This is a genomic window from Psychrobacter sp. DAB_AL32B (genome assembly GCF_002224105.1).
GTDB lineage: Bacteria > Pseudomonadota > Gammaproteobacteria > Pseudomonadales > Moraxellaceae > Psychrobacter.
In genome coordinates this window covers 1-25,931 of record NZ_NEXU01000049.1, presented here as the reverse complement: position 1 = coordinate 25,931, position 25,931 = coordinate 1, and the positions used below count along the sequence as shown (strand labels likewise).

The following is a 25,931-nucleotide window of genomic DNA, read 5'->3' as shown; positions in this document are numbered from 1 at the left end:
AATGAAAACCAATGCTTTACCAGTAGACCTATTTCAAGGCCATTTTGATAATTATATTAAATGGCTTAGAGATAAAACTTGTTTTAAGGAAGTTGGACAAGGGTGGGTGGAAATCACCACACCTCATCTAGATCGGCATAATGACTGCTTACAGTTTTACGCAAACTATAATGATGAAGGTATTAATTTTAGTGATGGTGGCTATATTATAGATGATCTAGAAGCTTCCGGTGTCCAATTCAACACACCAAAAAGAAAGAAAATACTTAATGAGATACTTAACGGTTTTGGTGTCCAACTAATAAATGGGAATGAACTGTTTATTACTGCAAACACCGATAATTTCCCTGTTAAAAAGAATAATTTTATTCAAGCAATGCTATCAGTTAACGATATGTTTGCATTAGCTAGTAGCAGTATTGCAAGCTTATTTTATGAAGATGTAAAAGAATGGTTAGATGAAAATGATATCAGATATGTACCATCAGTTAATCTAAATGGTAAATCAGGATTTGACTTTCATTTCGACTTCGTAATTCCGAAACATAAGGAACAACCCGAACGTATCTTGCAAGTAATGACTCAGCCAAACAAATCAAACGTTGAGCAACTTCTATTTAGCTGGAGTGATACTAAACTGGTTCGACCTGATAACTCCGAACTATTTGCTATCATTAACGATACTGATCAAAAAATTTCTGCTTCTGTTAAACAATCGCTACTTAACTATAACGTAACTCCAATTCCATGGAGTATTAGAAAAGAATTTATTATTGAGTTAGCAGCTTAATACAAACTGTTATTCTATTTAGTAACATGAATAAAAAAACCCACTGTGATGTGGGTTTTTTACTGCCTTTCAATCTAGCAAAGCCTAACTAGTACAAACTTTCTTAGACTGGCTAATTTTACCATTCTTACAAACAAACTTACCATCTTTGCAATGCGATACACCGCCCATGCTTTTAGAACAAGGGTAGTTTTGAGCATTCGCCTGTACGACTGGTGCCATCATTAACATAGATATAAGAAGTGCTGACCACATTTTCATAGGCTACTACCTTAATAGTCGAATAATATAAATTTGAACCATAGCACTGCAAATCACCTCTATCAACAATAATTTAACTTATGTTTAGTAGGCTCCTCTGTTCCAACTAAATTGCTGGCAAGAATACCGTTCGACATCATGTCGAACCCTATTATCTAAAAACGGACAGTGATATTAACTCGCCAGCCATTGCTCAATTTTGAGCAGTGAATTGCCCCGGTGATTTCTGACTTCCTCAATTTGAGGACGTGCAAGAAATGCTACCTAAAGTTGATATCTGCTATCGACTCGCCAGCCTACCCAAAGCTGGGGAAGGGTAGCATTTGAAATGTGACCCTTGCTAGTATTTCAAATGCGCGCAAGTTGATTTTGAAGGTCAAGTTTAGACAGGTTCATAGTATTACTTTGTTGTCCCGACTACTGCTCTTGGATTCGTATCGACCCCAACAATAGCGTCAATTTTAACTTTAAGCCATTTATTTGGTCGACCATAAATATCAGGCTCAGGTAAAAATCCAGACTTTCGACGTTGGGCGAGTGTATCGTCAGACCGCCATTGAAATATCTCTTTAATGTCTTTAGTAGTGTAGTAAATATCTTTCATGATGATGACTCCTATATCGATTTAGCTGTAACTTCTGCTCAAACACATCTAACCAATATACTGACGATTGATGCCAGTGAAGGTTAGAACTTGATCACATTTGGAATGTGGGCAAGATTAAAGGCGTTATCTATACGGACCGTAATCGGACCGTCCTAACCCTAACCCTAACCTTAAGTTTTATTAAGTCGGCAGCTATCTGAATAACAGGTTTTAACAGGTTCTAATCTTGGGGTATTCTTGGGGTTCGCCATGACGGCTAGGCGCTGCCAATGTAGTAAAAAGTAGTAGTTTGCTTTTGTGCTGAATGTTAACTTTTGACAACATGCGCGGCTGCATTGTTCTGATTTGAATGTTAGGTTTTGTTAGGTTCTAACGTGTCCGAATACTACCCTTTGCATGAGATACGCTCAAAACTGCGCGCATCTAATCTATTATGGACTGACAAAATTAGATATCCCCAAACTTGGGGATATCTACCCCACTGGGGTTTGTGGTTTTATGGACACGCAAAATTGAATTATCGCCAATGGCTCAAATCTCCATCTGATACCCACTGACCAACTTTGAGCGGTGCTACCCTTAACTTACGCACGGTGTGAAAGCTGAATAACACTCGAAATAGATAAGTCCAAGTTTGGACGCATCTGTTCCAAGCGTAAATCACATCTCTGTCATTCATCTTGTTGAGCATGATTGCCGTTGGCGGTAATGCTCTGTCTTTTACATGGATTATTAACTTCCGTCATTGGCGGGACTTAAATAACGCCCAAAATAGATAGAACCAAATTTGGATTTATCTACTTCCCTCTACGATGTCCAAAAACCTCTCTCTAAGATGTCCGAAAAGTCTTGATTCATGCGCAAAATAGGATTCCCACCAACTGTGGGTATCTTTCAGTTACTAATACTCGTTGCGGGCGTGCTCTATTCTTTTATCAAGTACAGCCTTTTCCACTTTCTCAGTAATCGCTATGAGCTGCCTTAATTCGTCATCACTTAGCATTGAGTAGTCTAGTGTTTGCTGTGGCTCAACATCTCTGATTAGTGTTACGTCCTTGATTGGCTTATCGATACCTAGCAGCTTAGCTTGTCCAATGGTTGCCATAATCAAGGCGTTTGGGTTGTTGTCTTCAATTGCCATCTGCTTGGCTAACTGTAAATCTTGTATCAGGTCGTTTAAATCAGGTAGTCGCATAGTGTGCCCCTATAAGCTTTTGCTCTAGTTGTTGATACTCAAGTAAAATTTTATTAAACGTGCTCTGGTGCATTCCTTTAGGTCGTTCGCCAATGCCATGAATGATGCCGTCTTGCCAGCCTAGCTGGGCTCTAATCGCATTCAAACGCCTGAATAGGTTATCAATAGGTTGCTCAAGCTGTGAGCCATACTTGCCACCTATGCAATGCCTGCAGACGTAAGCACCTGCACAATAAAGCACCGATACCCGCTTACTACACTTAGGGCATAACCACCAATGACGATGACCGCCATAGTTGCACGCTGTCCTTGATAGCTTAATGTCGTAACTATATGACTTGCCGCGGTGCTCATAGCCTACCTGTATGCTCTCAGCCTTTTGGCGTGTCAGTTGATCGCGGTAGTGAGATATTCTTAATTTTAGGTGGTGACTAAGGTTTGACGCTGTGGCTATTGCTGGCATGTATGTTCACCTGTTATCTAAATCATTAAGCAATTTATAACCTTGATTATATCATTGATATTTATAACCCTAGTACAGTAATGCCAACCACAACATTTTACAACATGCTGGCACGCTCATTCCTTGATGAATACCCAATAAAAAAGGCAGACGATTAACGCCCACCTTTGTATGTTGTTTCCTTTCCATTGGTGAAGATACTAGCCCATGTATTCGCTAATACAATCGCCCGTCTGCTTGGCTGTATATATTTTTACCTCAGCAACTTTTATCAATGCTTCACGTTTGGCATAGTCGGACGTATTGACGGCTTGCGCGTCCAATAGGCGGGCTTTTTTATTTTCTTCTTGCCAGCTTGTGACTTTCTGCAGTAAGTCTTTGCAATATTCCTCAACGGTCACATTGTTTGATCTGTTCATATGGCACCTATATCCGTGTAGTGACTATTATATATATTCTTAAAAAGCGGGAAAGTTGGGAAAGTGGGAAAGTGACATGCTGTAAGCCTTTATGCTAAAGGGTTTGCCCGCATTCCCACTAAAAAGGAAAACGGGAAGGCGGGGAAAGTGAGCCAGTAATATTGCCGCCGTTTCCCCCTAACTTTCCCCATTTTCCCACTTGCCCCAAAAGCGGGAAATCCTTGCAAGTCTTTATTGGTATAGCTTTAGCGGTGTGACTTTCCCGTTTTCCTCGTTTTCCCACCTTTAAGCATAAATGTATTTATATAATCATGCTATTGGGTCAATAGCATGGGGTTGATATGAATAAAACGAACATCATCATTACTGACAACACGTATATAATTTTTAGCGATCAACTCCTCAATGACCACCTCCAGCACTATTTTTTTACGCAAGCGTTTAGGATTAACACGGCTTTGGACTGTGGCATAAGCCACCTTTCCCACTCCTTGCGCTTGGCAGTGAGCCACAAGCCAGCGGCTTAACTTCTCGCTGTCGTTTTCCTCACCTGTCGGCGTTGCATCGATATAGCGCAAGCGTTCAGCTGTTGAGTATTCAACTAACATAAAAGCGCGGGTAATATCATCGGTGGTAATGGTCATGCGTCCATCAAAGAACGCCATCAATGCAGCGATACGGCTTGCATTTTCTGACATACGCGAGGCATACGCTTTTAAATATTCCAAGTGCTTGCCTACTGCTTGGCGGTTCTCAATGTCTTGCATATGCTTATAAAAAGTATTTTCTGCTTCACTGTTTGCCCACTTCATCGGTATGCGATTGGGTGCGCCTTGCGGGGTTTCAGGCATATTAGCGGGGCAAGGATCAAGTAAGCTTTGACAACGGGACCAGTAGGCAATCATGGCTGGGTCGTTGTAAGGGTCAATCTTTCGGCGCTGTTCATCATTCCATATGCGCGTGCCTTGCAAGCTCTCAGGGCAAGCAATAAGCGCCCTTGCTAAAAAGCCTTGTTGGTTCATCATTTCATCAGTTAGTGCGGTTTCTAAGATGATGCGCTGCCCCATTAACAATAGCGTCATGCGAACGTCATAGGCTTGGGTCCGGACGTTGGCATATTGGTTCTTTTGTGAACGCACGCGGGACACGTGCCCATCACTCCATAGCTTGGTGAGCGCTGATAAGGCATTGCCCGCGGTATCACCTTGCATAGTGTGACCATTGAAAAACTGCCCTGCTTCGTCTGTCGTCCATGATGCGTTGCTCATTTCTCCATTGATAAATCTATCGAGTATCGGCTCAATGGTTGCATCATCAAATAACGTCATAGGGTTCTGAGGTTTGGGCGTGCTGGCTAAAAAATCGGCTATGTCCTTACCTTTTTGACTAGCCTTGTTGTTCTCCCACTGCTCCAAGTCGCTTAAGTAGTCCTCATATAGTTGGCGTTCATGTTCACGTATCTTGAAATGACTTAAGCCCATTGCTTGTGACTTGCCGCTACCACTGTCGCCCTCAATGATAAAAAATAGGCTTGTCGGCATACTGTTATAACCCATAGGGGCAGTAATAAAACGTTGCCCAATATGTGCCACTGCTCCAAGTGAGCAAAAGCCCGCCATAGCCATAGGTGTTTGCGTGTGATATGAAATCGCCTCAACGCTGGCACGCAATATACCTTTAAAAGCATGGATAGGGAATGGTGTAGGCTGGCTTGGGTTAGTGGCTAACGGTTCAGGTTCGCCCCATATTTCAGCCTGTAGATCGAGTATAGTTGTATCACTATCAGCTAGAATATCTGCATAAGTAGAATGATTATCTAACTGTAGCAACACATCAAAAACAGTAATCATCGCTTTAACATTTGCACCTGTCAGCGGCTTACATACCTTATCTTTCTTATCTATAGTGGTAAAGATAGTTACGGGATAGGTTTCGGCAAAATGCTTTACCATGCCATTGAATAGCAGACTGTCAACGCTTGCCAGCACCGTGACATTATCCATTATTAAGTATTGAGCAAGCATTACAGCGTCATCTAAGTTATCAACGGCTATCAGCTCACGGGTGCTATCTAACGTCCCAATGATTAAGGCAGAGGGCTGCATACGGTCAATGATTAGCGGCTTTTGATTGCTGTTAGGCCTGACGCTGGCAAGGGTGACGGGTTCATCTTGGTTATTACTCAATACTAGCCCTATCGTGCCCTCTGTAGGTGCTCTAGTACCTGTATCAAAGCCTGTGGTTATGGTAATATTGCTATCAAGGTGCAATAGCTTGTTTTGTATGCCTAACTGCTCATATAAGTCATAAAGACTAAGTAATATATTGTCATCTGCTAGCCCTTGCCGTGTGGCTGCATTAAATCGACTTACCATTTCAAAGCCTGCGCTAGATGCGCGGGCTTTTTCATGGGTGTTTGTTTGTGGTGTGGTGGTCATCTAGTCCCCCTTGCTTGTGACTGGTTCGGTTTGCGCTGCTCTCTATACTTCTTATAGTAGCTTTTGCGCTTAGCGTGTTTACGGCCCTGCTTTGGTGGGTAGGTTTTCACTGTTTACCCTCCTTGCCGTAACGAGTCATTGCTAGGGTTTCTTTGATTGAATTTACTTGTCTTTGTAATAGGTCATACCACGTTACAGTAGCGTCATGCGTTAAGCGTGCCATTGATATAGCGGTGTGAGTGTCTATTTTCTCGTAATGAATAAGTCCTAACAGACTACCAATGTCACTTATGACAATAGCCGCGCTTTCAATGTCGCAAGCAATATCTGATAAATCAAAGGCAGATATTAAAATCACTTCTTTGTCGTCTGCTTCGGTGGTGTCTATGACTGTACGCTGGCTTGATTGGCTGGTAGGTATGCCACTGTATAGCGTTGCAATCGCTTGGCGGTTGTCTTTTGTATCGTGGAATAGTGACGGCAATACGTAGCAGTCGTCATGATAGGCTCTACCATCAGCGCGATATAAGCACTCAACATTGCCAATATTGATAGTTAGGCAGTCTTTTGATTTGTTGAATAGCTTATAAGTACCATTGCCCACAGACGGGCATAGCACGCTGTCACCAGCTTTGAATGCGGCTAGTGTACTGTTGGTAGGGGCTTGGGTGGTTGAGGTCGTACAGATTGATTTAGCCATGATAGCTATCTCCTAGTGATTTTTGAGTTAATGTCACGCTTTGAATGTCATGTTTTGACAAGTCCAAAAGGTGACGGGTCTTACTCTCGGCATCACTAGAAGCCGCCTTGCATATTCGCCCTAAAGCTCTTTTATTTTGCAACGTCAACCCGTCATAGACGGTTTTACCCCCATACTTGCAATAAGCTGGTAGGTATATAAATGCTGTGCTGTTAACATGCTTCGCTTGAGAGGCTAGGCAAGTATTAGGCACAAAAAAAGCCAATAATGCACGACTTGGCGAGTCGCTAGTGATTTTTGAGAGGTCTTTATAGTAACCGTTGTTATCATCAGTTGCAACGGCTTGTTTTACAAAAAAATGGGTAACCGCCCCTGTTACATCATTTTTTTTGCACCTTGGATCAAGCTGATATTTAGTGACTTTATCTAATTTAGCGCACATATTTATAATGCTGCTATTAAAACTCGAATTCATGTCACTTAGACTCGAATTCTGTGCTTTTAAACTCGAATTTGTATCATTTAGGCTCGAATTCACTCCGTGACGGGCTCTTACATTGAGTTTGGTATGATTATCACTCATGACTTGTTACCCCCTGTGAGCTCAAGACTAGGCTGCATCTGTTTAAGCGTTTCATCAATGCTGCGCTGCAATTGCGGCTTAATTTGCTTGCCAGCAATGTTTAGAAAGCGTCCAGCACTACTAAGGTTTAAAGTTACAGTGTTTATGTCTTTACATAGTCCATCGAGCCGCTTACTAAGCTTATACTGATGATTTGCGACCTCATCAAAAGTACGAATAATGAGTAAAGTAAACTCTGCACTAATCCACATCCCATAGCGATAAACCAACTCTTTACAGACGTATGTACCTTGTTTGCTCTTTGCATTACCACCTTTAATCACCTTGTATGCCTTTACGGTATTGCCGTTCACCACATTTGGGGTTCGCTCTACCTCTTTAATTAGCTTTCTTGTTTCAGCATTCCTCATAAAGCGGTATGGTGCATGCTTTTTCTCACCACCACTTGCCTTATGCAAGTCATTTAGACAATAAAGCCCATCTTCTGTTATACCTACTTTGTTGTTTGAGATAGTCAGCATAATCAAGCCTCCTGCGCTGGCAAGTGGTTATCTTGGTCACTATCCACATCTGTACTGTGACTTGCTAGCCATGATAATAAGTCAGCGTTCTTAAATAGCAGGATGCCGTGAATGTCCGTGGGTTTTGGAAACTTGTCATCTTTCCACCATCTGCGTAACGTTTGATGATGAACGCCTATGATTGCTGCAGCAGCCTTGATTCTTGTTTGACCGTTTGGGTGTAACTCTGCAGTGGTTTGGGGATTATCTGATATATGTAGCATATTGCTAACTCCTGTGTAATGCCGTTAATTGCCGTTATCAGCATTAGCAATCTTAGAAGTTGTAAGCCGTGAAAGGTTCTACTGTAGATAGCAGGTTGTCTACTGTAGATAACCTTTTTATCGATAGTAGGCAGCTCTATGCATTTAGTTTGTTTGTTGTAGGCATTAAAAAAGCCCTACTAATTGAAGTAAGGCTGTTGTTAGAACGCTGGCAAGACTGTTGCGTATTCTCTCAGTCGACCACTATTACATCTTCCTTCTCAGGCACCAACTCATAACCTTCTTTATTCTGCTCAATCCTGATTTTTTCCGGCTTTTCAATTTTCACTACAGGAGGAGTGCTCTTGCGTTGGCTATAATTAATTGCTGGACTAGTATTTAGGTTGGCTATCGCTTCTCTGGTAGCTTCTGAACGTGCATCATATTCATCAAGCCTTGATTGCAGTTTGGCCATGTCAGCTGATGGCCCTGTATCATGCGTGTTTAAACCTATGCGATTACCAACACCATATAAGGGGTCTATTGAGCCCGTATCTTCAAATCGTTCAGCAAGAAGTTGTAAGTTAGCTCCAAAATCCTTATGAATAAGCAGTGCGTCCATAATTTCCGCATCATTCATGCCCATTTCTCGCAGGCTCTCGATTTCTTTCTTTATTTCATTCTTAGGTATTGGCTGTATTTTTACTAACACAAGTCTTTTCTGTCTTTCATATTCATCATCTGTCAGTAACCCTAATACTTTATCGCAATCAATAATTTTTAAAGATATCCTGTCTCTTTCTTTCTGAGTTAGGTTATTCCAAGGTGTTGACTTGTCACCCAGCTCTTCAGCTCGATCTCCAATTGCGTAGCTTAGATCGAAATACCCACTATTGCTATTATCATAGTTTTTTTCCAACTCAATGAGACTTGGTATGCACGATGCTAATTCATCAACATCGGAACCAATATAAAACGTTCTATCTGATAAGTATTTTAGCTCAACCAAATCATTTACGGCACTATCTATGAGCTTTGAATTAGTGTCTAAAAAAGCATGCTTAGCTTTCTTCTCTTTTTCCTGACTGTAATAGGTAATAGCACTTCCAAAAACTGCCACTAGAACAATTAATAGTAATAAAATCCAAAAACCACTATAAATGTACCAAAGTGCAGGCACTTTAACTTTCAGGTGTTTACCAAATCGCCAAAGCATTCTTGCCAAATAACCCAACAATGCTAAAGCAAGAATACCAGCAAGAATTCCGATACCTAGTAGTAGATATTCCATGTGTGGGCCTTTAAGAATTAGTAGTGCGAGGTATTAAACTCAGCACTACCAGTACCATCAATATTATTTCATTACAGAAGTATTACTATAATGTATGTCTAAGCACTATAACCAAAATAGTAAGGTTCAGCAATTTAGTTTGCTTGCCAGCCTCGAGTAGAGGCTGAGTAGGCTTAAAGTAATTAATTAGCATACTTCATATAGGAACGCCCAGCCGTTGAGCCTGTTGCGTTCTTACTGACTTCACCTAGCAAGTCTTTATACTTACTATTTAGGCGCTCATCTGCGAGCTTCGTACTGTCATGGATGATAGTTAGATTTCTTATCATTTCCTTTTCGCCCATATCAAGATCAAGGCTAGCAATAGCTGACTCTAATTTCTTACCCTCAAAGTCGGTCAGCGCACCCAAGCCTCGCATCTTCTCCACCTGAGTCAAAAACACTTGGCTCTTTAGGGTTTCGATATCTTTTTCAAACGCTTTTGTAGCAGCTCTGATTGATGGCATTTTACCAGCTATAGGGCCAACTGCGCCGCCGCCAAATAAGCCGTACATAGCGCCCTTATTATTTAGCAAGCGAGTGATAGTTGAGCGTGATTGTGCCAACCCTTCTTTTTGACTTTCATACTGAGCCAAACGTTCTTGGTTCTTTTGATTAGTTTCAATCTGTTTAGTTGTTAAACCTGCCGCATAAGCTGCCTTGGTGTGCTCAAGCTTATCAATCTGCACTTGTAGGCGTTCTCGGGCTACTTGATTGCCTTCACTGGCTAACTGTAGTTTTAATTGCGCGATATCATTAGCGACAGCCTGTTGCGCCTGTGCATCTGCACGTGCAATCGGTATGTCGGTCGCTTGCGTTGCCGCCAAACCTGCTTGCGCTGTCTTTAGGCTTGTGCCAGCGTCCATCGACGCTATTTCTGACGGTAGTAGCTGACCTATGCGATTGGTACGAGCATCAGACTCACCAGCGTTTGCGATTTTCTGCTTAGCACTTGCTAATGTATCGACTTCTTCGGCTTCTAGCTTGGCTTTATTGCCTGGTAGTAAAACCTCAATCTCATTAGCCTCTACATTGGTTTTGTTTGTATCTGCGACTTTTCCATCAATAACATAAGGCGATTCGTTCTCAGTAATATTCGCGTCAGTGTATGACTTGAACGCTGCGCCTGCGTCTTTGCCTGCAAGGGCTGAGTAGTTCATTAATAGAGACTTACGAGCCGTCTGCGGATCGGTTGCCATCCATTCAGCTAATTGTGAGTATTCTTCGGCTTTTTCTTCGTTTCCCGCATCACGATAAGCGTTAGCCTTATCGCGAATTTTTTGCACAGCTACATCAGGTCTGTTGCTTCCTAGTGCTGATATGGATGCGCTCATATCAAAAAGCATAGCTTGCTGCTCTTTAGCTTCCATGTTCTTATAATAATCCTGAGCGCCTTTGGTGTATTCGGGGAACTGAGCGACAACACGACTGACTGCGCCCATGTCATCCCAATCAAGCTGTTCAAGCTGTTGTTGAGCTTGTATTTTACGCGCTTGTTCTGCTTGTTGTGTTTGCAGTAAGTCTTTGTTCTGACGGAATATCTGACCTTGACCATAGGCTTCGAGTACGCCATCAAACGGACTTGCCTGACCTTGTAGGTAACTTTGTGCTAGTTGCATTAGAATCTACCTCTTTGTGTATTGCTAAGTCCTAAACCATTGCTTAGGTACTTGGCATTTAAGCAAGCGACTTAGCCGCTTTAACTCTAGCTTATAGATTAAAGGATGGGGGCTTCATAAGGTTCTACAGTAGACAGCAACCTATCTACTGTAGATAACCTTTATTTTCTTATGCAATAGCAGGTTTTTAGACAATGAAAAACCCGCACAATGGCGGGTAAGAATGAAGAGTTTACTCTAAGTTTTATACAACTATCACCACTAATAGAAATCACTAAACATTAGACTTTAACTCGGCCGCAGCTTTTAGTTTCTCAGGAGTAGTTACAGGCTCACTTGTAAGGCTTTTTACATCATTGATTCTTGTCAGCCATTTACCTACAGCCTCATACTCAAGTTTAAAACCATTTTCGGATAAAGTTCTAAGAATTGCTTCATTTAAAGATGACCTATTCTGACCATATGGGTTTGAGTTATCTAGTTTAGTAAGCTTAGCCATTGCATACATCACCTTGTCTATTGTCGGGAATGCTTGGTGTGGTATTTTTATTGAATCGGGATGGACTGGCATGCTCGCTTGTGACTGTACGGCTTCTTCTAACTGAGCCCTAACTTTTATCAACTCAGATTGCATCTCGGCTTTTTCGATGGTGATTTTATCGATAGTAGCTTGGGAATCCGCTGCTTTTTGATCTTCTAATGAAACAGAACTGACCTTAGTAGTTGAATCTAAGTAACGGTCTATTGCTGATTTAGAAAACCTGATTTCGCCATTATCAATATACGTTAACTCCAATTTGTCTGCATCATAGGACCCTCTCGGCTTGCTTGTAAAAAGGCATATTTCTTCATCGTAATCCGTATATTCTGCGGTTTGTTTCTCAAGGACACGATAAATCATTAGGTCATTTTTTACTTTTGAAGATGGAAGTTCTATGTACCTTCCAGGTTTATCTATTTCATCCTTCAAGCCACCATATGTAAAATAGCCAGTGACAAACTCTGTGTATAAACGACCAGTTCTCTTACCTACTGAACTGCCAACATAGCCGCTAAAATAAAAGCACGGTATAACCTCTTTCTTTCTCGCCACGTCTCTTAGTTTAGTAAGGTCATAATAAAGGCCCGTTCTTTCTTTAATAAGCTCTATTGTCCTATACACTGTCAAATACTCGTCTTCGCAGTTCTTATTTTGCTGATCAATATCATCATTTGTATCGTACTCATCAACGATAAGACTAGGCAAAATAGAGTCACCTTGTAGAGACATATCTTGCTTGTGCTGCTCAATAGTACGCTTTTCAATAGCACCTTCTTTAAGCAGAAAAATGGCACGAGTAAGACTTAAGCCAGTGACATATTCGCCTGACCTGAATTTCCCTAATGATTTACTTGACTTGAATTTCCCTAATGACTTACCTGACTTAAATTTCCCCACTGTCTGTTTAGCAATGTAGTGATAGCCACGCTGATAAGCGAAAATATCTAATCTCCTTAAAGGCTTGAAATCCTCTAAGTCATCAATATAGAAATATTCATTGCCTGTAAGCGTCTCCGTTAATGCTTTATAGGTACTATTAAAATAACCTTCTGGCCTATTAGCGTCTGGAACATCAAACTCGTGTATATTAGTTTTATGGTACACCGGTATGCTTACTTGAATATCATCAGATAATAGAGAATCCTTAACAATATTTAGATCGTTATTGGTCACCTTTGATATTAGTTCTAATACCTCCGAAACTAAGATAAATCCTCTTCCTTTATCTTCAATCTTATTAGCTAGAATACTCATATCACACCCCTACACCCTTAGACTGAAATAGGAGCAAGGCGGTGACAGTTTAAGGGTGTGAATATCTGTCGTTCGGGAGCAACCCCTAGCCTTGCAAAGTGGTTAGCTGAGCATTAACCCAGCTTTTGTGATTGTTGTTTGAAGTTGGCATGAATGACGTTATCAAACTTACCGTCTTTGATATCATCTAAATAGTTTGCCCAGTCCGTCATCATGCGCTTTCGTTCATCTACGGCTTGCATACGGTTGTAAGCAGTGCCGTACTTGTTAAGCATTTGGTGCCCTAGCTGTATCTCTGTTAGTAGCTCGTCATAGCCTAATCGCTCCATCAGCATAGTTTTTGCGCTGGCACGGAACCCATGTGGCGTATGCACCTCTTTATAACCTCTGTCCTCATAATTGGCACCAATGCCGCCGCTGTTCATAGATGGGTCATTTAACACTTTGTTCACTAACTGCGGATCATGATAAAAACCTTTCTTACGTCTAGGGTTATAAAACACATATTCATGTCCACCTGTTAATGACTGCATCTGCTCTATAACGGCTATTGCTTGCGATGCCAGTGGTACCACCAAACTCTCTACCATGTCCTCACGACGCTGCCCTTTCTGTGGCTTAAATGCCCACTGCTTAGCATTAAGGTCAATGTCTGACCACCTCATTGCACATATATCACCTATACGTGCAAAGGTTAGGGTTAATAGCTTTAATATTGGCTTGTTGTACACCTGCTTATCGCTGAGCTCGTCAATGTCTTTTAATAGCACAGCAAAGTCCTTAGGATCTGTCAGTGAAGCATGATGCTTGGTTCTAGTAGGCTTTAATGCTTTAGCACCTGATAGCTGCATTACTGGGTTATATTCAATAAACCCCTTTAGTACAGCATGGGCAAAGATGCGCTGCGCCATGTGCTTAACGCGATTACCTTTGTGCACATAGACTCCCTGTATGTCACGGCATAAAGCTAGGACTTGCTGAGTAGTAATTTCACTAACGGGGAACTTGCCAAAAGCAGTCGTCAGCGGTCTAAGATAGTTATGTACATTTCTTAGTGTGCTTGTCGCTGGCTGGTGGTCGGGGTTATTAGTCAACTCGCTTAGCCAATCATCAGCGACCGCTTGGAATGTATTATTGATAGCAGCGGCTTGTTTGGTTCGTTCATTATCACGCTGGGTGATTGGGTCCAACATATTAGCAAGCATGCTCATATTATCGTTGTGCACTCGTCTTGCCTGCTCAAGTGTTAATGCTGGGTATTGTCCTAGCGTCATTTCTTTACGCTTACCTGTCATTGGGTGCGTGTAACGGTGCTGAAACTCAATGCAACCACCCCTCATGCGCAGTCTTAAACCTTGATACCCACCAATGGTGTGATAGACACGGTTTTGCCCTTGCGCCTCTTTAATGGCTTTTTTAATCTGAGTATCAGTTGTTAACGCCGCCATGATTACACACCTTTATTATCTATCTACGCAGATGGGAGCTTGACCACCACTTTGACCACCAGTAATGTAACTAATTGGTGGTCAGTTGTGATAACGCTAGATAATAGATATTAGCACGTAAACCAGACAATACATAGCTTGTAGCTAACATTAGATAACGTTAGATAACACCGTAATAACCCCCTCCGTGGGCTCTTTTTTTGCCTGTCGTTTGAGAGCAAATTACCGCTACCGTCTCCGCCGCCATTTGATAACAGCTTTCAATGTTACCTTGCCCACACCAATCACCACTGACAATCCATTGGTGCTTGTCATCTACTAAGATGTGCAGCGCTTTATTCGCTATGTTATCTGGATTACTAATTGTTGCCGCATAACGCCAGCGATGACAGTCAACTTGGCTAGGCGTACTTTCATCATTCCAGCTCAAAGCTTGCTTCGTGGCCTGTAGTAACTGCGCTTTTACTACCTTAATATCGTCATCGACGTGCGTCTGCGACCAATCATTGCGCGCATGGATAGTGACACTGGGCAGCAGCTGGTCATGAGCAGGCTTCTGATGCTCGATAAATATTCGATCCAATGGCGAATCATGGACATAAGCGACGTCCCATAAATGTGTTTGGCTACTTAAGGTATCAGGTAATGGCTGCCCATCTTCCCAACCTAGCATCAAGGTATAGCAGGCTTGCATCTGTGATTTACTAATTTTCGCTTGCTCACTAAAGCCACTATTTGCCATTAATTCCACCGCCTGTCCGTTTGGGGTCGTACAAACCACCCAATCAAAGTGACCAAGACTGTTACCATCTTCATCGAACAACTCTGTTTTGCTATTAGTATCATTTCTTTCTACAAAATGCTCTTTACTTAATGGTGCCACACGGGTTTTAAAGTTTATGCTTGTATGCTGTAATTCATCAGCCAAGGCGCGACCCCAACTGGTCATCTTTGGTGTACTGATATAACGCGCTTGTGTGCTATTCCATTGTTCTTTTTTTTGGATATCAGCAATCGGTGCGGCATCATGGAAAGGTGTTAAATTTACTACATTGGCACACCAAGGTTGTAGTAAATTGGTCGCCAACCAAGGCTTGATAAACTGCTGAAAATCGGCACTTTTAGCAGTAAAAAATTGCGCACCAAATGCCCATTGCCAGTTTTTAGTAGTAGCGCTGTCCGTGCGGTAACGCGTTGCTAAACGACCGACGCTGCGCGATTTCTCAAAAATAACAATGTTTGGTACGACCGACTTGCGATTGTCATGAGTAAACGCGCGCTCCAATAAAGTGGCAGTAAATAAACCGGTCAAACCACCACCGATAATGGCGATGGTAGGCGTTGGTATCTTATCGGTAGCATGCGCAGCATAATCAGTCATGATGACAGTGAACCTTATAAATTATGGGGCAAAATAATAAGTAGTGAGATAAAAATAACGTGGTTATTCTAAAAAACATTGAACCTTTAAAGCCTAGCAATATAGTTCATCCACTTTTAAAAGAGTATAGCGCTACTGAGATTAATTATTCGCAGCCTCTGTCTGCGTGGGCACAGCAAGCAAGAAAAATTAATCCCAGTAGTGCTTGATAACCTTTGTATTTCTTTTATTTAGGACGGACTGTAATATATCGGTAAAAAGCCATGCTATAAAAATAGCATGGCTTTTTATACCTTAGCGTACAATCATTTTATACCTTAGCGTACAATCATTTTCAAACGCTGATCATATTTAAAGCGCATTAATATTGAATAATCAAGGCTATTTTGCTCGTTCGGTTTTGACCACTTCGACCAGCTCATTAATCACTGAGCTATCAGCTAGGGTAGATAAATCACCAAGCCCAACATATTGCCCTGCCGCTAGGCTACGCAATATGCGGCGCATGATCTTACCAGAGCGAGTTTTTGGTAGTACATTGACCATATAAATGGCATCTAGATTGGCAATCGGACCAATCTCGGAACGTACATGGCGGTTCAATTCTGCCTTGAGTGAATCCGTTGCTGTTTCACTAGACTTGAGGATGATAAAGGCGCAAAGACCGGTGCCGCGAATATCATGCGGCATACCAACAACCGCCGCTTCAGCAGTCGCCGGATGCGCGACCACTGCACTCTCAATCTCTGCCGTACCTAATCTATGCCCCGAGACATTTAGCACATCGTCGACACGACCGGTGATCCAATAATGCCCATCTTCATCCCGTTGTACCCCATCGCCGGTAAAGTAATAGCCAGGATATTCAGTAAAGTAGGTTTTTAAGAAGCGCTTATGGTCATTATAAATGGTGCGCATCTGACCGGGCCAGCTACTATTAATAACCAAATTACCCTCAGCAGAACCCTCAAGTGCTGTACCGTCAGTATCAATGACTTCAGGTATGATGCCATAGAGTGGATTCATCGCCGCGCCCGGTTTAAGTGCTACCGTTCCCGGTATCGGTGAAAGCATAATACCGCCAGTTTCAGTTTGCCACCAAGTATCAACAATTGGACACTTGCCACCACCGACGAGATGATAATACCAATCCCATGCTTCAGGATTGATTGGCTCTCCAACCGTACCAAGCAAGCGTAGACTTGAGCGATCCGACTCACGAACAAAGGTATCACCCTCTTTCATCATGGCTCTGATAGCAGTCGGTGCGGTATATAAAATCGTGATTTGATGTTTATCAATGATATGCCCAATGCGTGCCCAAGTCGGATATTCTGGCACCCCTTCAAACATAACCGTCGTGGTACCATTGGCAAGCGGTGCGTAAGTGGCATAGGTATGACCCGTCACCCAACCGACATCCGCCGTACACCAATAAACATCATCGTCTTTGATATCAAAGACATCCCGAAAAGTAGACAGTGCATAAGTGATATAACCGCCGGTGGTATGCAAGACGCCTTTAGGCTTACCAGTAGAACCGGAGGTATATAATAAAAATAGCGGGTCTTCGGCATTCATGACCTCAGGTTCGCAATGCTGCGACTCACCGTCCACCAAACTATGGTACCAAACATCACGGCGACCACTCATCGGTACTGAGTTGCCTGTACGATGGACGACAATGACATTGGTAACACTATCCGTGCCATCCATGTCTAAAGCACGATCGACATTGGCTTTGAGTGGCGTACGCTTATTACCGCGAATACCTTCATCAGCGGTAATGACCAGTTTGGACTGGCTATCAATAATACGGTTGCCCAAGCTCTCAGCAGAGAAGCCGCCAAATACCACCGAATGCACCGCCCCGATGCGTGTGCATGCCAGCATCGCTACCACCGCTTCTGGTACCATTGGCATATACAAGGTGACGCGGTCACCCTTTTTAACCCCAAGCTTGCGCATCGCATTACCTAAGCGACAGACCGCTGAATGCAGCTCTTTAAATGAGATGATTTTATGTAGTGAAGGGTGGTCGCCTTCCCAAATAATGGCAGGCTTATAAGGATTATTTTTGACGTGACGATCAAGACAATTGACTGAAATATTCAGCTCACCATCTTCATACCATTTGATGCGAAAATCTTCCAGATCATAACTGACGTCGCTAATTTTGGTGGGTTTTTTTATCCAATCAATCAGCTCGGCACGCTTTGCCCAAAAGGCATCGGTCGCCTCAGGTGATGCAATGGATTGCTTGTACTCTTCAGCATACTGCTCGGCGGTGATATTGGCAGCGGCGACAAACTCAGCCGCAATCGGAAATGATTTTTGGGTCATAGGGTCATCCTTTTTTAATTATTATGACCTGTAGCAACCATCGCAGATAGCGAAGACTTACACAGGTGATAAGGGTCATCTTCCATAATTTTGACACTTAAGGATAGTGTGACAAATAAGCAGAATGGTTGCAAGACATCAACCACCAATCACAACAATTTCACTGTACGCCTGTAGACTTAATGATTCATATCTGATTTTATTAATTACTTAATAAGTGTGTAATATTTGCTATGTAGAGCATTTTTAGGTGGTGTTCTAAAAAGTATGCTGGAGATAAAAGTCAATAAGAAATCTATACTAAGTTCTCTGGTTCTATAGGGTTTTCAAAGCTTCAGAAATTGTTAAAATTTTAATCAGCATACTTTTTGATACACCACCAAATATATTTACGATGGGCAATTTTAAGGTGAGAATATGAATGAACTTATAAAAGCTGAGTTGTTGGAATTGAGAAGACATATATTGGCCGACTACCAACCTACTAAGGTATCAATACAAGCTATGAAATTTTTGCTTGATTATTCTAACGAGATACCTTATGAACTTCAGAGTGATCTGCACAGCTTAATAGCAATGGATATGGATGAATTCATATTACCTCAAGAGGAATGTATTAAAATTATTGATAGACTAATCGCTTGGCGTTCATGATAAAAAGGGGAACTGATTAATACTGTATCAAAACTTCCTGGTTGTAGTACGAAGATTCGGACAGGAACAGTGAATCCTTTGCCAGAGTTTTCTGGCGTAGGAAACTCAATACAGTACGAACTTTTAGAGCGTTTACCTGAATCTTCATTTAGAAATACAAAGAGGTTATAGAAATGATTTTTTCAAATTTTGATATTAATGATGGGGTCATTTATATAAATAATAAAAAGATAGATTTGCCTTTTCCAGTAGCAGAAGCTTTAGAGTATGAACAATCTATTATTGTTAGAGTAGATCCTCCAGCCAAAGAAATATTGGTGGTGTTCTAAGAAGTATGCTAGCGATAAAAGTCAATAAGAAACCTATGCTAAGTTTTCTTATTCTACAGGCCTTTCAAGGCTTCAAGAATTGTTCAAATTTTAATCAGCATACTTTTTGATACACCACCCATTTTTAAACTCTTTTATAATTTATTACCGTGCTAATTAATCCTTGTAACCTGATATAAAACATGGACAATAGCTACCCTAAAGAAATCGCTGCAAGCCACATCCATAAGAACATATCTTTTTAAATAAGAAATGCGCTATCAGTCCCATTTTTACTTTTTAAATCAGGAACAAACCATCATGGACAATCACCGCAATGCACCACAACACGCCCATTATGATGTCATCATCATCGGTGCTGGTGCGTCAGGGCTATACTGTGCGCTAACAGCGGGTCGCCGTGGTCGCCGCGTATTGGTACTTGATCATGCCAATAAAGCAGGCAAAAAAATCCTTATGTCAGGCGGTGGACGTTGCAACTTTACCAATTATTTCGTTGAGCCTGAGCATTTTATCGGTAGCAACCCACATTTTTGTAAATCAGCGCTCAGCCGTTATCCCAGTTGGGAGTTTATCGGCATGGTTGAGCAGCATAAAATCCCCTACCATGAGCGCGAACACGGTCAGCTATTTTGTGACGATTCGGCGCAAGATATCTTGACCATGCTACTTGATGAGTGTGCTGCTGTGGGCGTACAAGTAAGGCTTAATACTCAGATTGAAAGTGTACAAGCACTCGAAGCAGATAAAAATACCCGCTTTGAGTTATTGACAACTAAGGTACTCAGTAAAAAAGAAAAGCAAGAAAGAAAAGACACAGCAAATCAAACCAAACTTCCGCAAACAGGCTATCGCTGTGAATCATTGGTGGTGGCAACAGGCGGTTTGTCCATTCCGACGATGGGCGCTAGTGGTTTGGGTTATGAATTGGCGCAGCAATTTGATCATACCCTCATAGTGACTGACGCCAGCCTAGTACCTTTTACCTTTACCGATAAAACAGGTGAGCTGATTCGCACGCTTGCTGGTATTAGCCTGCCGGTGATTGCTAGTAATGAGCGTATCTCATTTAAATTGCCGCTGTTATTTACCCATCGCGGACTCTCAGGTCCTGCCATGCTACAGCTATCAAACTATTGGCATACTGGTGAAACCATCAGTATTAATCTACTACCAGACACGGATATGACCGCGCTTTTTCTTGCTCATAAAAAATCACATCCTAGACAACTTATCCGTACGGTTTTGGCGGATTATACGGATAGCGCATTGCCTAAAAAGCTACTGGCAGCGCTACAAACGCATCTATGGGAAGATATCAAAAATACTGAGCTTGCTAACATTAAAGATGAGCGCTTGATAGAACTTGGCGCAACGCTCAACGGCTGGCTGCTTAAGCCTTCTGGCACCGAAGGTTATCGTACTGCTGAAGTCACGCGTGGCGGGATAAAAACCGATGAAGTATCGTCAAAAACCATGCAGAGTAATTATCAAGATGGCTTATATTTTATCGGTGAAGTGCTGGATGTTACAGGTTGGCTTGGCGGCTATAACTTTCAATGGGCGTGGGCCAGTGGCTTTGTCTGCGGTGAGATTATTTAGTATTAAATTATATTTATAAAGTTTGAACTGACTTTGTTGACTCAGTTTTATCAAACCAGCTTCTATTTTGTACCGAATATATTACTGATTCAACACTTGATAATTGTGAATATAAATACAATATACACTTAACATATACCTAAATAAATTTAGAATTATTTAATAATAGCTATTTTATGGGTATCAAAAAAATTATTGATATTACATAACAGGCTTAGGCTTGCGAGGTGCGACATGCGTTCAATCAAAAACATTCATAGTGATAAAGAATCACATTGGGTTGGTGACGGTTTTTATGTAAAAACCTTGGTCAATCACCTTGAGGATAATCCCGACTTTAATTACCAGCATACCGATCCGTTTTTATTATTAGATTACGGTAAACCTACCAGCTTTGAGCCCAATTCCAACTATGAATCGCGTCCTCACGGTGTCGGACAGCATCCGCACAAGGGCTTTGAGACGGTCACTATCGCCTATGCAGGGGAAATCAGTCATGGCGATTCAACCGGTGGCCATGGTGTGATTCAAGAAGGTGATGTGCAGTGGATGACTGCTGGGCGCGGCATTATGCACGAAGAATTCCACTCACCAGCATTTAGTCAACGCGGCGGGCTTTTTAGTATGGTGCAATTGTGGGTCAATCTGCCAAGCGCCCACAAGCTCACTGACCCTAAATATCAATCTCTTAAGCGTGCCGACTTGCCTGTGGTTGAGCTTAAAGATAATAAAAATGGCAATATCGTTGGTACAGCTGCCATAATCGCAGGTCAATGGCAAAGTGCTAGTCAATCGCAAAACACATCCGGCGCGGCAAGTACTTTTACCGCTATTAATATGTGGGATATTGCCTTGCATAGCGCAGGGTCAACGACGTTGCAAGTACCGAGCACACACAGTGTCATGTTATTGGTGCAAGAAGGCGAGCTACTTATTAACAATACACCTGTGGCAGCTGGTAGCCTGATTCAGTTTGCAGCGCCTGATGTCAATCATACGGTTGCTGACAATGATAGCATTGAGATTGATTACTCTTACGCTACGAATGATGATGAGCCTTTAACGCCCGTCAAATTGTTATTATTAAGCGGTGAGCCTATCGGTGAACCGATTGCAGGCTACGGACCGTTTGTGATGAATACACAAGCTGAGCTAAAACAAACGTTTCGTGATTATCAAACGGGTCAATTTGGTAAATAGCTAAAGCTAAACCGTTAGTACGAATAGTTAAATTGAACCATTAAAAAAGCCACTTTGCTAATCATAGCAAAGTGGCTTTTTTGTTGGGCTATCACTCTATTTTCATCAAGAGCATTGACTAATAAACGATTATGCTTGGTTTAAAAATGGATAATCGGTATAGCCTTCAGTAGTGCCACCATAAAAGCTCTCTGGATGCTGCTCATTCAGTGGCGCCTCTTCACGGATACGCTCAGCCAAATCGGGGTTGGCAATATAGTCACGACCAAAAGCAACCGCATCAATATAACCATCTTTAATATTTTTCTCAGCTTTTTCAGCGGTGTAGCCACCAGCGGCGATAACCATCTGACCAAAGGCATTACGGACACGCTGACGGAACTCATTGCTATACGGCGTGCCACCTGCCCAATCAGGCTCAGACAGATGTAGATACATGATACCGCGCTTATTAATTTGCTCAACCAGCCAGATATTTTCGTCTTCATGATAGCCCGCTTCGACATTATTAAACGTCCCAAGCGGTGAGATACGAATACCAACATGATCAGCATCCCATGCGCCAACGCAAGCATCAATCACTTCTAACATCAAGCGGGCACGGTTGTCACGACTGCCGCCATATTCATCATCACGTTGGTTAGTATGCTGAGCCCAAAACTGATGCAAAAGGTAGCCATGAGCACCATGAATCTCTACACCATCAAAGCCCGCTTCTTTGGCGTTTTTGGTCGCAAGACCAAAGTCAGTGGCAACTTGCTTGATCTCATCAATCGTCGCTGGGCGCGGGGTAGTCGCCTCAACACGAATGGCTTGATTATTGCTATCGCGAAGTGAGGTGCGCACACCAACATGGACATCAGAGGCAGAGATTGGCGCTTTGCCATCAGGCTGCACGCTTTCGTGCGCGACTAAACCCGTATGCCACAGCTGTACAACAATCTTGCCGCCTTTTGCATGGACATTATCGACGATAGTTTTCCATGCCGTCGTCTGATCTTGGGTATGGATACCGGGTGCGCCCGCATAACCTTTTGCCTGAAAAGACACCTGCGTGGCTTCAGCAATAATTAAGCCAGCACTTGCACGCTGTGAATAGTACTCACTTGCCAGTGCTGTCGGTACGTCACCTGGCTCGACAGAGCGCAAGCGTGTTAATGGTGCCATAATAATGCGGTTTTTTAGGGTTTGGGTGCCCATTGTGATGGGTTCAAATAAGTTATCGTGTGCCATAAAAAGCCTTGTTTGTTGTTATAAAACGACAGTTATAAAGTTTATCGATAATTGGTCAATAGCACGTACTTTTGCTTCTTGAACTGACTAAGCATGCTATGTATAAGCCGTGTTCTTTATAGGGGTAAAAGCCAGCATTCCAAGTGAAATTTACAAACAAAAACACCGACATACGTATATTTTTGGATTATTAAACGTTATTATTTATGCGGTCTTATAAGCTTATTAAGCGGATATTCTTAGTTTGATATAAAAAATGTGTTTTCAAAAAATGCCTTCAAAAAATACCGTCATATCAACGTAGTTTTCCAAGATAGCCCCTGCTCTTTTTATCCTTTATTTACAGGACGTAATGCATGCAAAAAACTATTTTATCATTCACTATAGGGATGAGCTTGCTGTTTACTTTAAATGCTTGTCAGCCTAAATCAGAAGCGCCTGAAGTAGAGGTCAAAGACAGCACCGACCAAATTCGCCAACCATCAGTAAACAAATCGCCTAAGCCTACGATTGCTGATAATTCAGCGATAGACGCCAAGACCTGTTTAGCCCTCAGTGACGCCATGCAAAAAGTGGATAACACCAGCAAAATTGAAGCTATTTATGCCATTCAAAAACTGCTTAAATCCTGTTTGCCAACGGCTAGTAATGCCGAAGTATTGAATGTGCTAAAAGACTATCAAGCGATGTATGAGCGCTTTTTATGGGATGATAGTGATATTAATGACGAAGAATTCAATAACGATTTTTTTGAAGTAATGAATGCCTTAGAGCAAGGCGAAAAAGTAGCGGAAGAAAAACTAAAAAATCTGAGCCCACGCGTACGCTACTTGATTGGTCTCATCCAAAATGGTGCCGATGTTAGAGTTTACAATTTAGGCGAAGGTTACTATTCCTTTAGTCATGATTTGAAAGCCATGGCAGATATATTTACCCCTTATTTACGCCAAGACCAAAAAGCATTTATCCAGCAAATGGCAATAGAGAATCAAGATATCTTTTTGAGTGATGCCGCCATTACTACCTCTTTTGCAGAGTTGGTTGAGCGTGCCGTGTTTTGGGAGGGTTATATAACGCGCTATCCAAATGGCTACGCGGTAAAAGATGCCAAAACCATACTAGACTCGTATCGCTATTACTTATTTTTTGGTTCAGACAATACCCAATGGACGGATGATGATATCCGTGAGTTTCTGGAACCAGAGTATAAGCAGACGATGGTTGCACTCAGCAAACGTCCCGATAGTGTCTTGGCAAAAGATGCAACAAACTATCTTAATTTCATGGCATTATCCGATAACGAACGTCAAGAGCACTATCCAGCACCTAGTACCGATGAAGATGGTTACGAGATGCATGAGAGGACAATGACCTACTATCGATTAAATCAAGCGATGCAGATACCATCCTTTTGGAATACTGATGGTGATAATAGAGATTGCTCAAACGGGGTGATTTGCCAAGATGAGCGTCTCGACTAACAAGGCGGTAGAGAATGGCGGTATAGAAAGGCACTTGGGCGGGTTAAAACTCAAAAATACAGCAAAAATAATTCGCTACTGTTTTTAACCTTTATTTAAAGGATGGTTCGCATGCAAAAAACTCTATTATCTCTTACCACAGTAATGAGCTTGCTGGTTGCCTTAAGTGGTTGTCAACCGAAGGTAGAAATGCCTACTGAATCAAACGACAGGCAAAAAGTAGAGCAAAATAACAAGCAACCCCTAAGCATAGAACAATCTAAACCAGCTGTGGTCACAGAGCCAGCGATAGACGCAAAAATTTGCTTGGCGTTGAGTAAATCTATGGAAAAGATAGATGACACCAGCAAGATTGAAGCTATTTATGCCATCCAAAAATCGCTGAAATCCTGTTTGCCAACGGCTAGTAATGCCGAAGTATTGAGGTTGCTAAAAGACTACCAAGCGATGTATGAGCGTTTTTTACTCACAAATGAGACTATAGAGGATAAGAATTTCAATATCGTTATGGAAATGGCAGACGAAGGCAAAAAGGTGCCCGAGCCCCTACTGAAGACGCTAAACCCAAGATTGCAATATCTTATTAGACTGGTAGAGGACGACGCTGACGTAAGGGTCATATATTTGGGCGAAGGCTATTACGAATTCACTCATGACTTACAAGCCATGGCAGATATATTTACCCCTTATCTGCGCCAAGATCAAAAAGCGTTTATTGAGCGCATGGCAATGGATAATCAGAAAATATTTTGGTTTGACGCGGCGATTGCCTTTTCTTTGCAAGAGTTGATTGAACGCGCACAGTTTTGGGAAGATTATCTAGCACGCTATCCGAAAGGCTACGCACATCAAGACGCCAAATATTTATTTGAGGTCTATCGTTATTTACTATTATTTGGTTCAGAAAATACGCAATGGACGGATGACAGCATTCATGAATTTGTCGCACCCGAATATCGGCCGTTAATACTCAAATTAGCCAGACGTCCCAATAGTGTTTTGGCTAGAGACGCTCAAGCTTTGTTAGGCTTTATAGCGCTAAGCGATAGTCAGCGTCAGGAGAAATACCCTACCTCCAGTATTGATGAAGATGGTGATGAGATGAGCGAATGGGTAATCGCTCGTTACCAAAAAGCAGAAGCGTTACCGCTTCAATCACCATGGGAAACAGGTGCCAAAAATTGCATGAATGGCATTTTTTGCGTAGAAAACGATACTGAACAATGATACTAAGTTGTTATTGGCGCTGTTAATGAAGCTCAATTAAGTGCTTTAAATATAAAAAAACCGCCAATAA

Annotated in this window: 23 protein-coding genes; 7 read left to right on the top strand and 16 right to left on the bottom strand. The window is 42.0% G+C overall.

Going from position 1 to position 25,931, the window contains the following annotated elements; translation table 11 throughout:
• Position 1: 1 nt before the first annotated feature.
• Positions 2-790 (top strand): DUF1829 domain-containing protein, encoded by a 789-nt coding sequence (locus CAN34_RS05540; protein ID WP_089554803.1) that lies wholly within the window; start codon positions 2-4, stop codon positions 788-790.
• Positions 791-1,451: 661 nt separating this feature from the next.
• On the opposite strand, the gene CAN34_RS05535 is transcribed toward CAN34_RS05540, so the two are convergent.
• The 15 genes from CAN34_RS05535 to acs all read right to left on the bottom strand — a co-directional run bounded on the left by CAN34_RS05535 (position 1,452) and on the right by acs (position 18,135).
• Entirely contained in the window at positions 1,452-1,655 is a 204-nt protein-coding gene (locus CAN34_RS05535; protein WP_089554802.1) for a hypothetical protein, read from the bottom strand.
• A 904-nt stretch (positions 1,656-2,559) separates the two neighbouring features.
• Positions 2,560-2,853 carry a hypothetical protein gene (locus tag CAN34_RS05530; RefSeq protein WP_089554801.1) on the bottom strand — a complete coding sequence of 98 codons (294 nt, stop codon included), beginning with the start codon at positions 2,851-2,853 and terminating at the stop codon, positions 2,560-2,562.
• Positions 2,840-3,316 (bottom strand): hypothetical protein, encoded by a 477-nt coding sequence (locus tag CAN34_RS05525; protein ID WP_089554800.1) that lies wholly within the window; start codon positions 3,314-3,316, stop codon positions 2,840-2,842. Before CAN34_RS05525 ends, CAN34_RS05530 begins: the two co-directional genes overlap by 14 nt.
• Before the next feature lie 200 nt (positions 3,317-3,516).
• Positions 3,517-3,735: a hypothetical protein gene (locus CAN34_RS05520; RefSeq protein WP_089554799.1), complete on the bottom strand. Its 219-nt coding sequence runs from the start codon at positions 3,733-3,735 to the stop codon at positions 3,517-3,519.
• Between the two features lie 314 nt (positions 3,736-4,049).
• The gene (locus CAN34_RS05515) at positions 4,050-6,173 is read right to left on the bottom strand and encodes a DUF3987 domain-containing protein (protein ID WP_089554798.1); all 2,124 of its coding nucleotides are present in this window, start codon (positions 6,171-6,173) and stop codon (positions 4,050-4,052) included.
• A 106-nt stretch (positions 6,174-6,279) separates the two neighbouring features.
• Positions 6,280-6,873, bottom strand: coding sequence for a hypothetical protein (locus CAN34_RS05510; RefSeq protein ID WP_089554797.1), 594 nt, complete (start codon positions 6,871-6,873; stop codon positions 6,280-6,282).
• Complete coding sequence (locus CAN34_RS05505; RefSeq protein WP_089554796.1) at positions 6,866-7,456, bottom strand: hypothetical protein; 591 nt, start codon at positions 7,454-7,456, stop codon at positions 6,866-6,868. Before CAN34_RS05505 ends, CAN34_RS05510 begins: the two co-directional genes overlap by 8 nt.
• Positions 7,453-7,977, bottom strand: a complete 525-nt coding sequence (locus tag CAN34_RS05500) for a KilA-N domain-containing protein (protein WP_089554795.1) — start codon at positions 7,975-7,977, stop codon at positions 7,453-7,455. Before CAN34_RS05500 ends, CAN34_RS05505 begins: the two co-directional genes overlap by 4 nt.
• 2 nt (positions 7,978-7,979) lie before the next feature.
• A complete protein-coding gene (locus CAN34_RS05495) occupies positions 7,980-8,240 on the bottom strand; it encodes an AlpA family transcriptional regulator (RefSeq protein WP_089554794.1) in 261 nt (86 codons plus the stop codon).
• 232 nt (positions 8,241-8,472) lie between these two features.
• Complete coding sequence (locus CAN34_RS05490; protein WP_089554793.1) at positions 8,473-9,510, bottom strand: hypothetical protein; 1,038 nt, start codon at positions 9,508-9,510, stop codon at positions 8,473-8,475.
• A 182-nt stretch (positions 9,511-9,692) separates the two neighbouring features.
• Complete coding sequence (locus CAN34_RS05485) at positions 9,693-11,168, bottom strand: hypothetical protein (RefSeq protein WP_089554792.1); 1,476 nt, start codon at positions 11,166-11,168, stop codon at positions 9,693-9,695.
• A 274-nt stretch (positions 11,169-11,442) separates the two neighbouring features.
• The gene (locus tag CAN34_RS05480; RefSeq protein WP_089554791.1) at positions 11,443-12,963 is read right to left on the bottom strand and encodes a hypothetical protein; all 1,521 of its coding nucleotides are present in this window, start codon (positions 12,961-12,963) and stop codon (positions 11,443-11,445) included.
• Positions 12,964-13,076: 113 nt separating this feature from the next.
• Positions 13,077-14,411 (bottom strand): tyrosine-type recombinase/integrase, encoded by a 1,335-nt coding sequence (locus CAN34_RS05475; RefSeq protein ID WP_089554790.1) that lies wholly within the window; start codon positions 14,409-14,411, stop codon positions 13,077-13,079.
• Between the two features lie 160 nt (positions 14,412-14,571).
• Positions 14,572-15,792 (bottom strand): NAD(P)/FAD-dependent oxidoreductase, encoded by a 1,221-nt coding sequence (locus CAN34_RS05470; RefSeq protein ID WP_089554789.1) that lies wholly within the window; start codon positions 15,790-15,792, stop codon positions 14,572-14,574.
• 381 nt (positions 15,793-16,173) lie between these two features.
• A complete protein-coding gene (gene acs / locus CAN34_RS05465; protein WP_089554788.1) occupies positions 16,174-18,135 on the bottom strand; it encodes an acetate--CoA ligase in 1,962 nt (653 codons plus the stop codon).
• Positions 18,136-18,552: 417 nt separating this feature from the next.
• On the opposite strand from acs, the gene CAN34_RS05460 reads away from it, so the two are divergent.
• The 4 genes from CAN34_RS05460 to CAN34_RS05450 all read left to right on the top strand — a co-directional run bounded on the left by CAN34_RS05460 (position 18,553) and on the right by CAN34_RS05450 (position 21,920).
• Positions 18,553-18,789, top strand: a complete 237-nt coding sequence (locus tag CAN34_RS05460; RefSeq protein WP_089554787.1) for a hypothetical protein — start codon at positions 18,553-18,555, stop codon at positions 18,787-18,789.
• Between the two features lie 173 nt (positions 18,790-18,962).
• Complete coding sequence (locus CAN34_RS14225) at positions 18,963-19,118, top strand: hypothetical protein (protein ID WP_165767617.1); 156 nt, start codon at positions 18,963-18,965, stop codon at positions 19,116-19,118.
• Between the two features lie 300 nt (positions 19,119-19,418).
• Positions 19,419-20,720 (top strand): NAD(P)/FAD-dependent oxidoreductase, encoded by a 1,302-nt coding sequence (locus tag CAN34_RS05455; RefSeq protein WP_089554786.1) that lies wholly within the window; start codon positions 19,419-19,421, stop codon positions 20,718-20,720.
• A 234-nt stretch (positions 20,721-20,954) separates the two neighbouring features.
• A complete protein-coding gene (locus tag CAN34_RS05450; RefSeq protein WP_089554785.1) occupies positions 20,955-21,920 on the top strand; it encodes a pirin family protein in 966 nt (321 codons plus the stop codon).
• A gap of 129 nt (positions 21,921-22,049) precedes the next feature.
• Here the strand turns inward: CAN34_RS05450 and CAN34_RS05445 are convergent, their stop codons facing one another.
• Complete coding sequence (locus tag CAN34_RS05445) at positions 22,050-23,153, bottom strand: alkene reductase (protein ID WP_089554784.1); 1,104 nt, start codon at positions 23,151-23,153, stop codon at positions 22,050-22,052.
• 356 nt (positions 23,154-23,509) lie between these two features.
• Between CAN34_RS05445 and CAN34_RS05440 the strand changes: the two genes are divergently transcribed.
• Both CAN34_RS05440 and CAN34_RS05435 read left to right on the top strand, forming a co-directional pair.
• The gene (locus CAN34_RS05440) at positions 23,510-24,634 is read left to right on the top strand and encodes a hypothetical protein (protein WP_089554783.1); all 1,125 of its coding nucleotides are present in this window, start codon (positions 23,510-23,512) and stop codon (positions 24,632-24,634) included.
• Between the two features lie 111 nt (positions 24,635-24,745).
• Entirely contained in the window at positions 24,746-25,861 is a 1,116-nt protein-coding gene (locus CAN34_RS05435) for a hypothetical protein (protein ID WP_089554782.1), read from the top strand.
• The last annotated feature ends 70 nt before the right edge of the window (positions 25,862-25,931 follow it).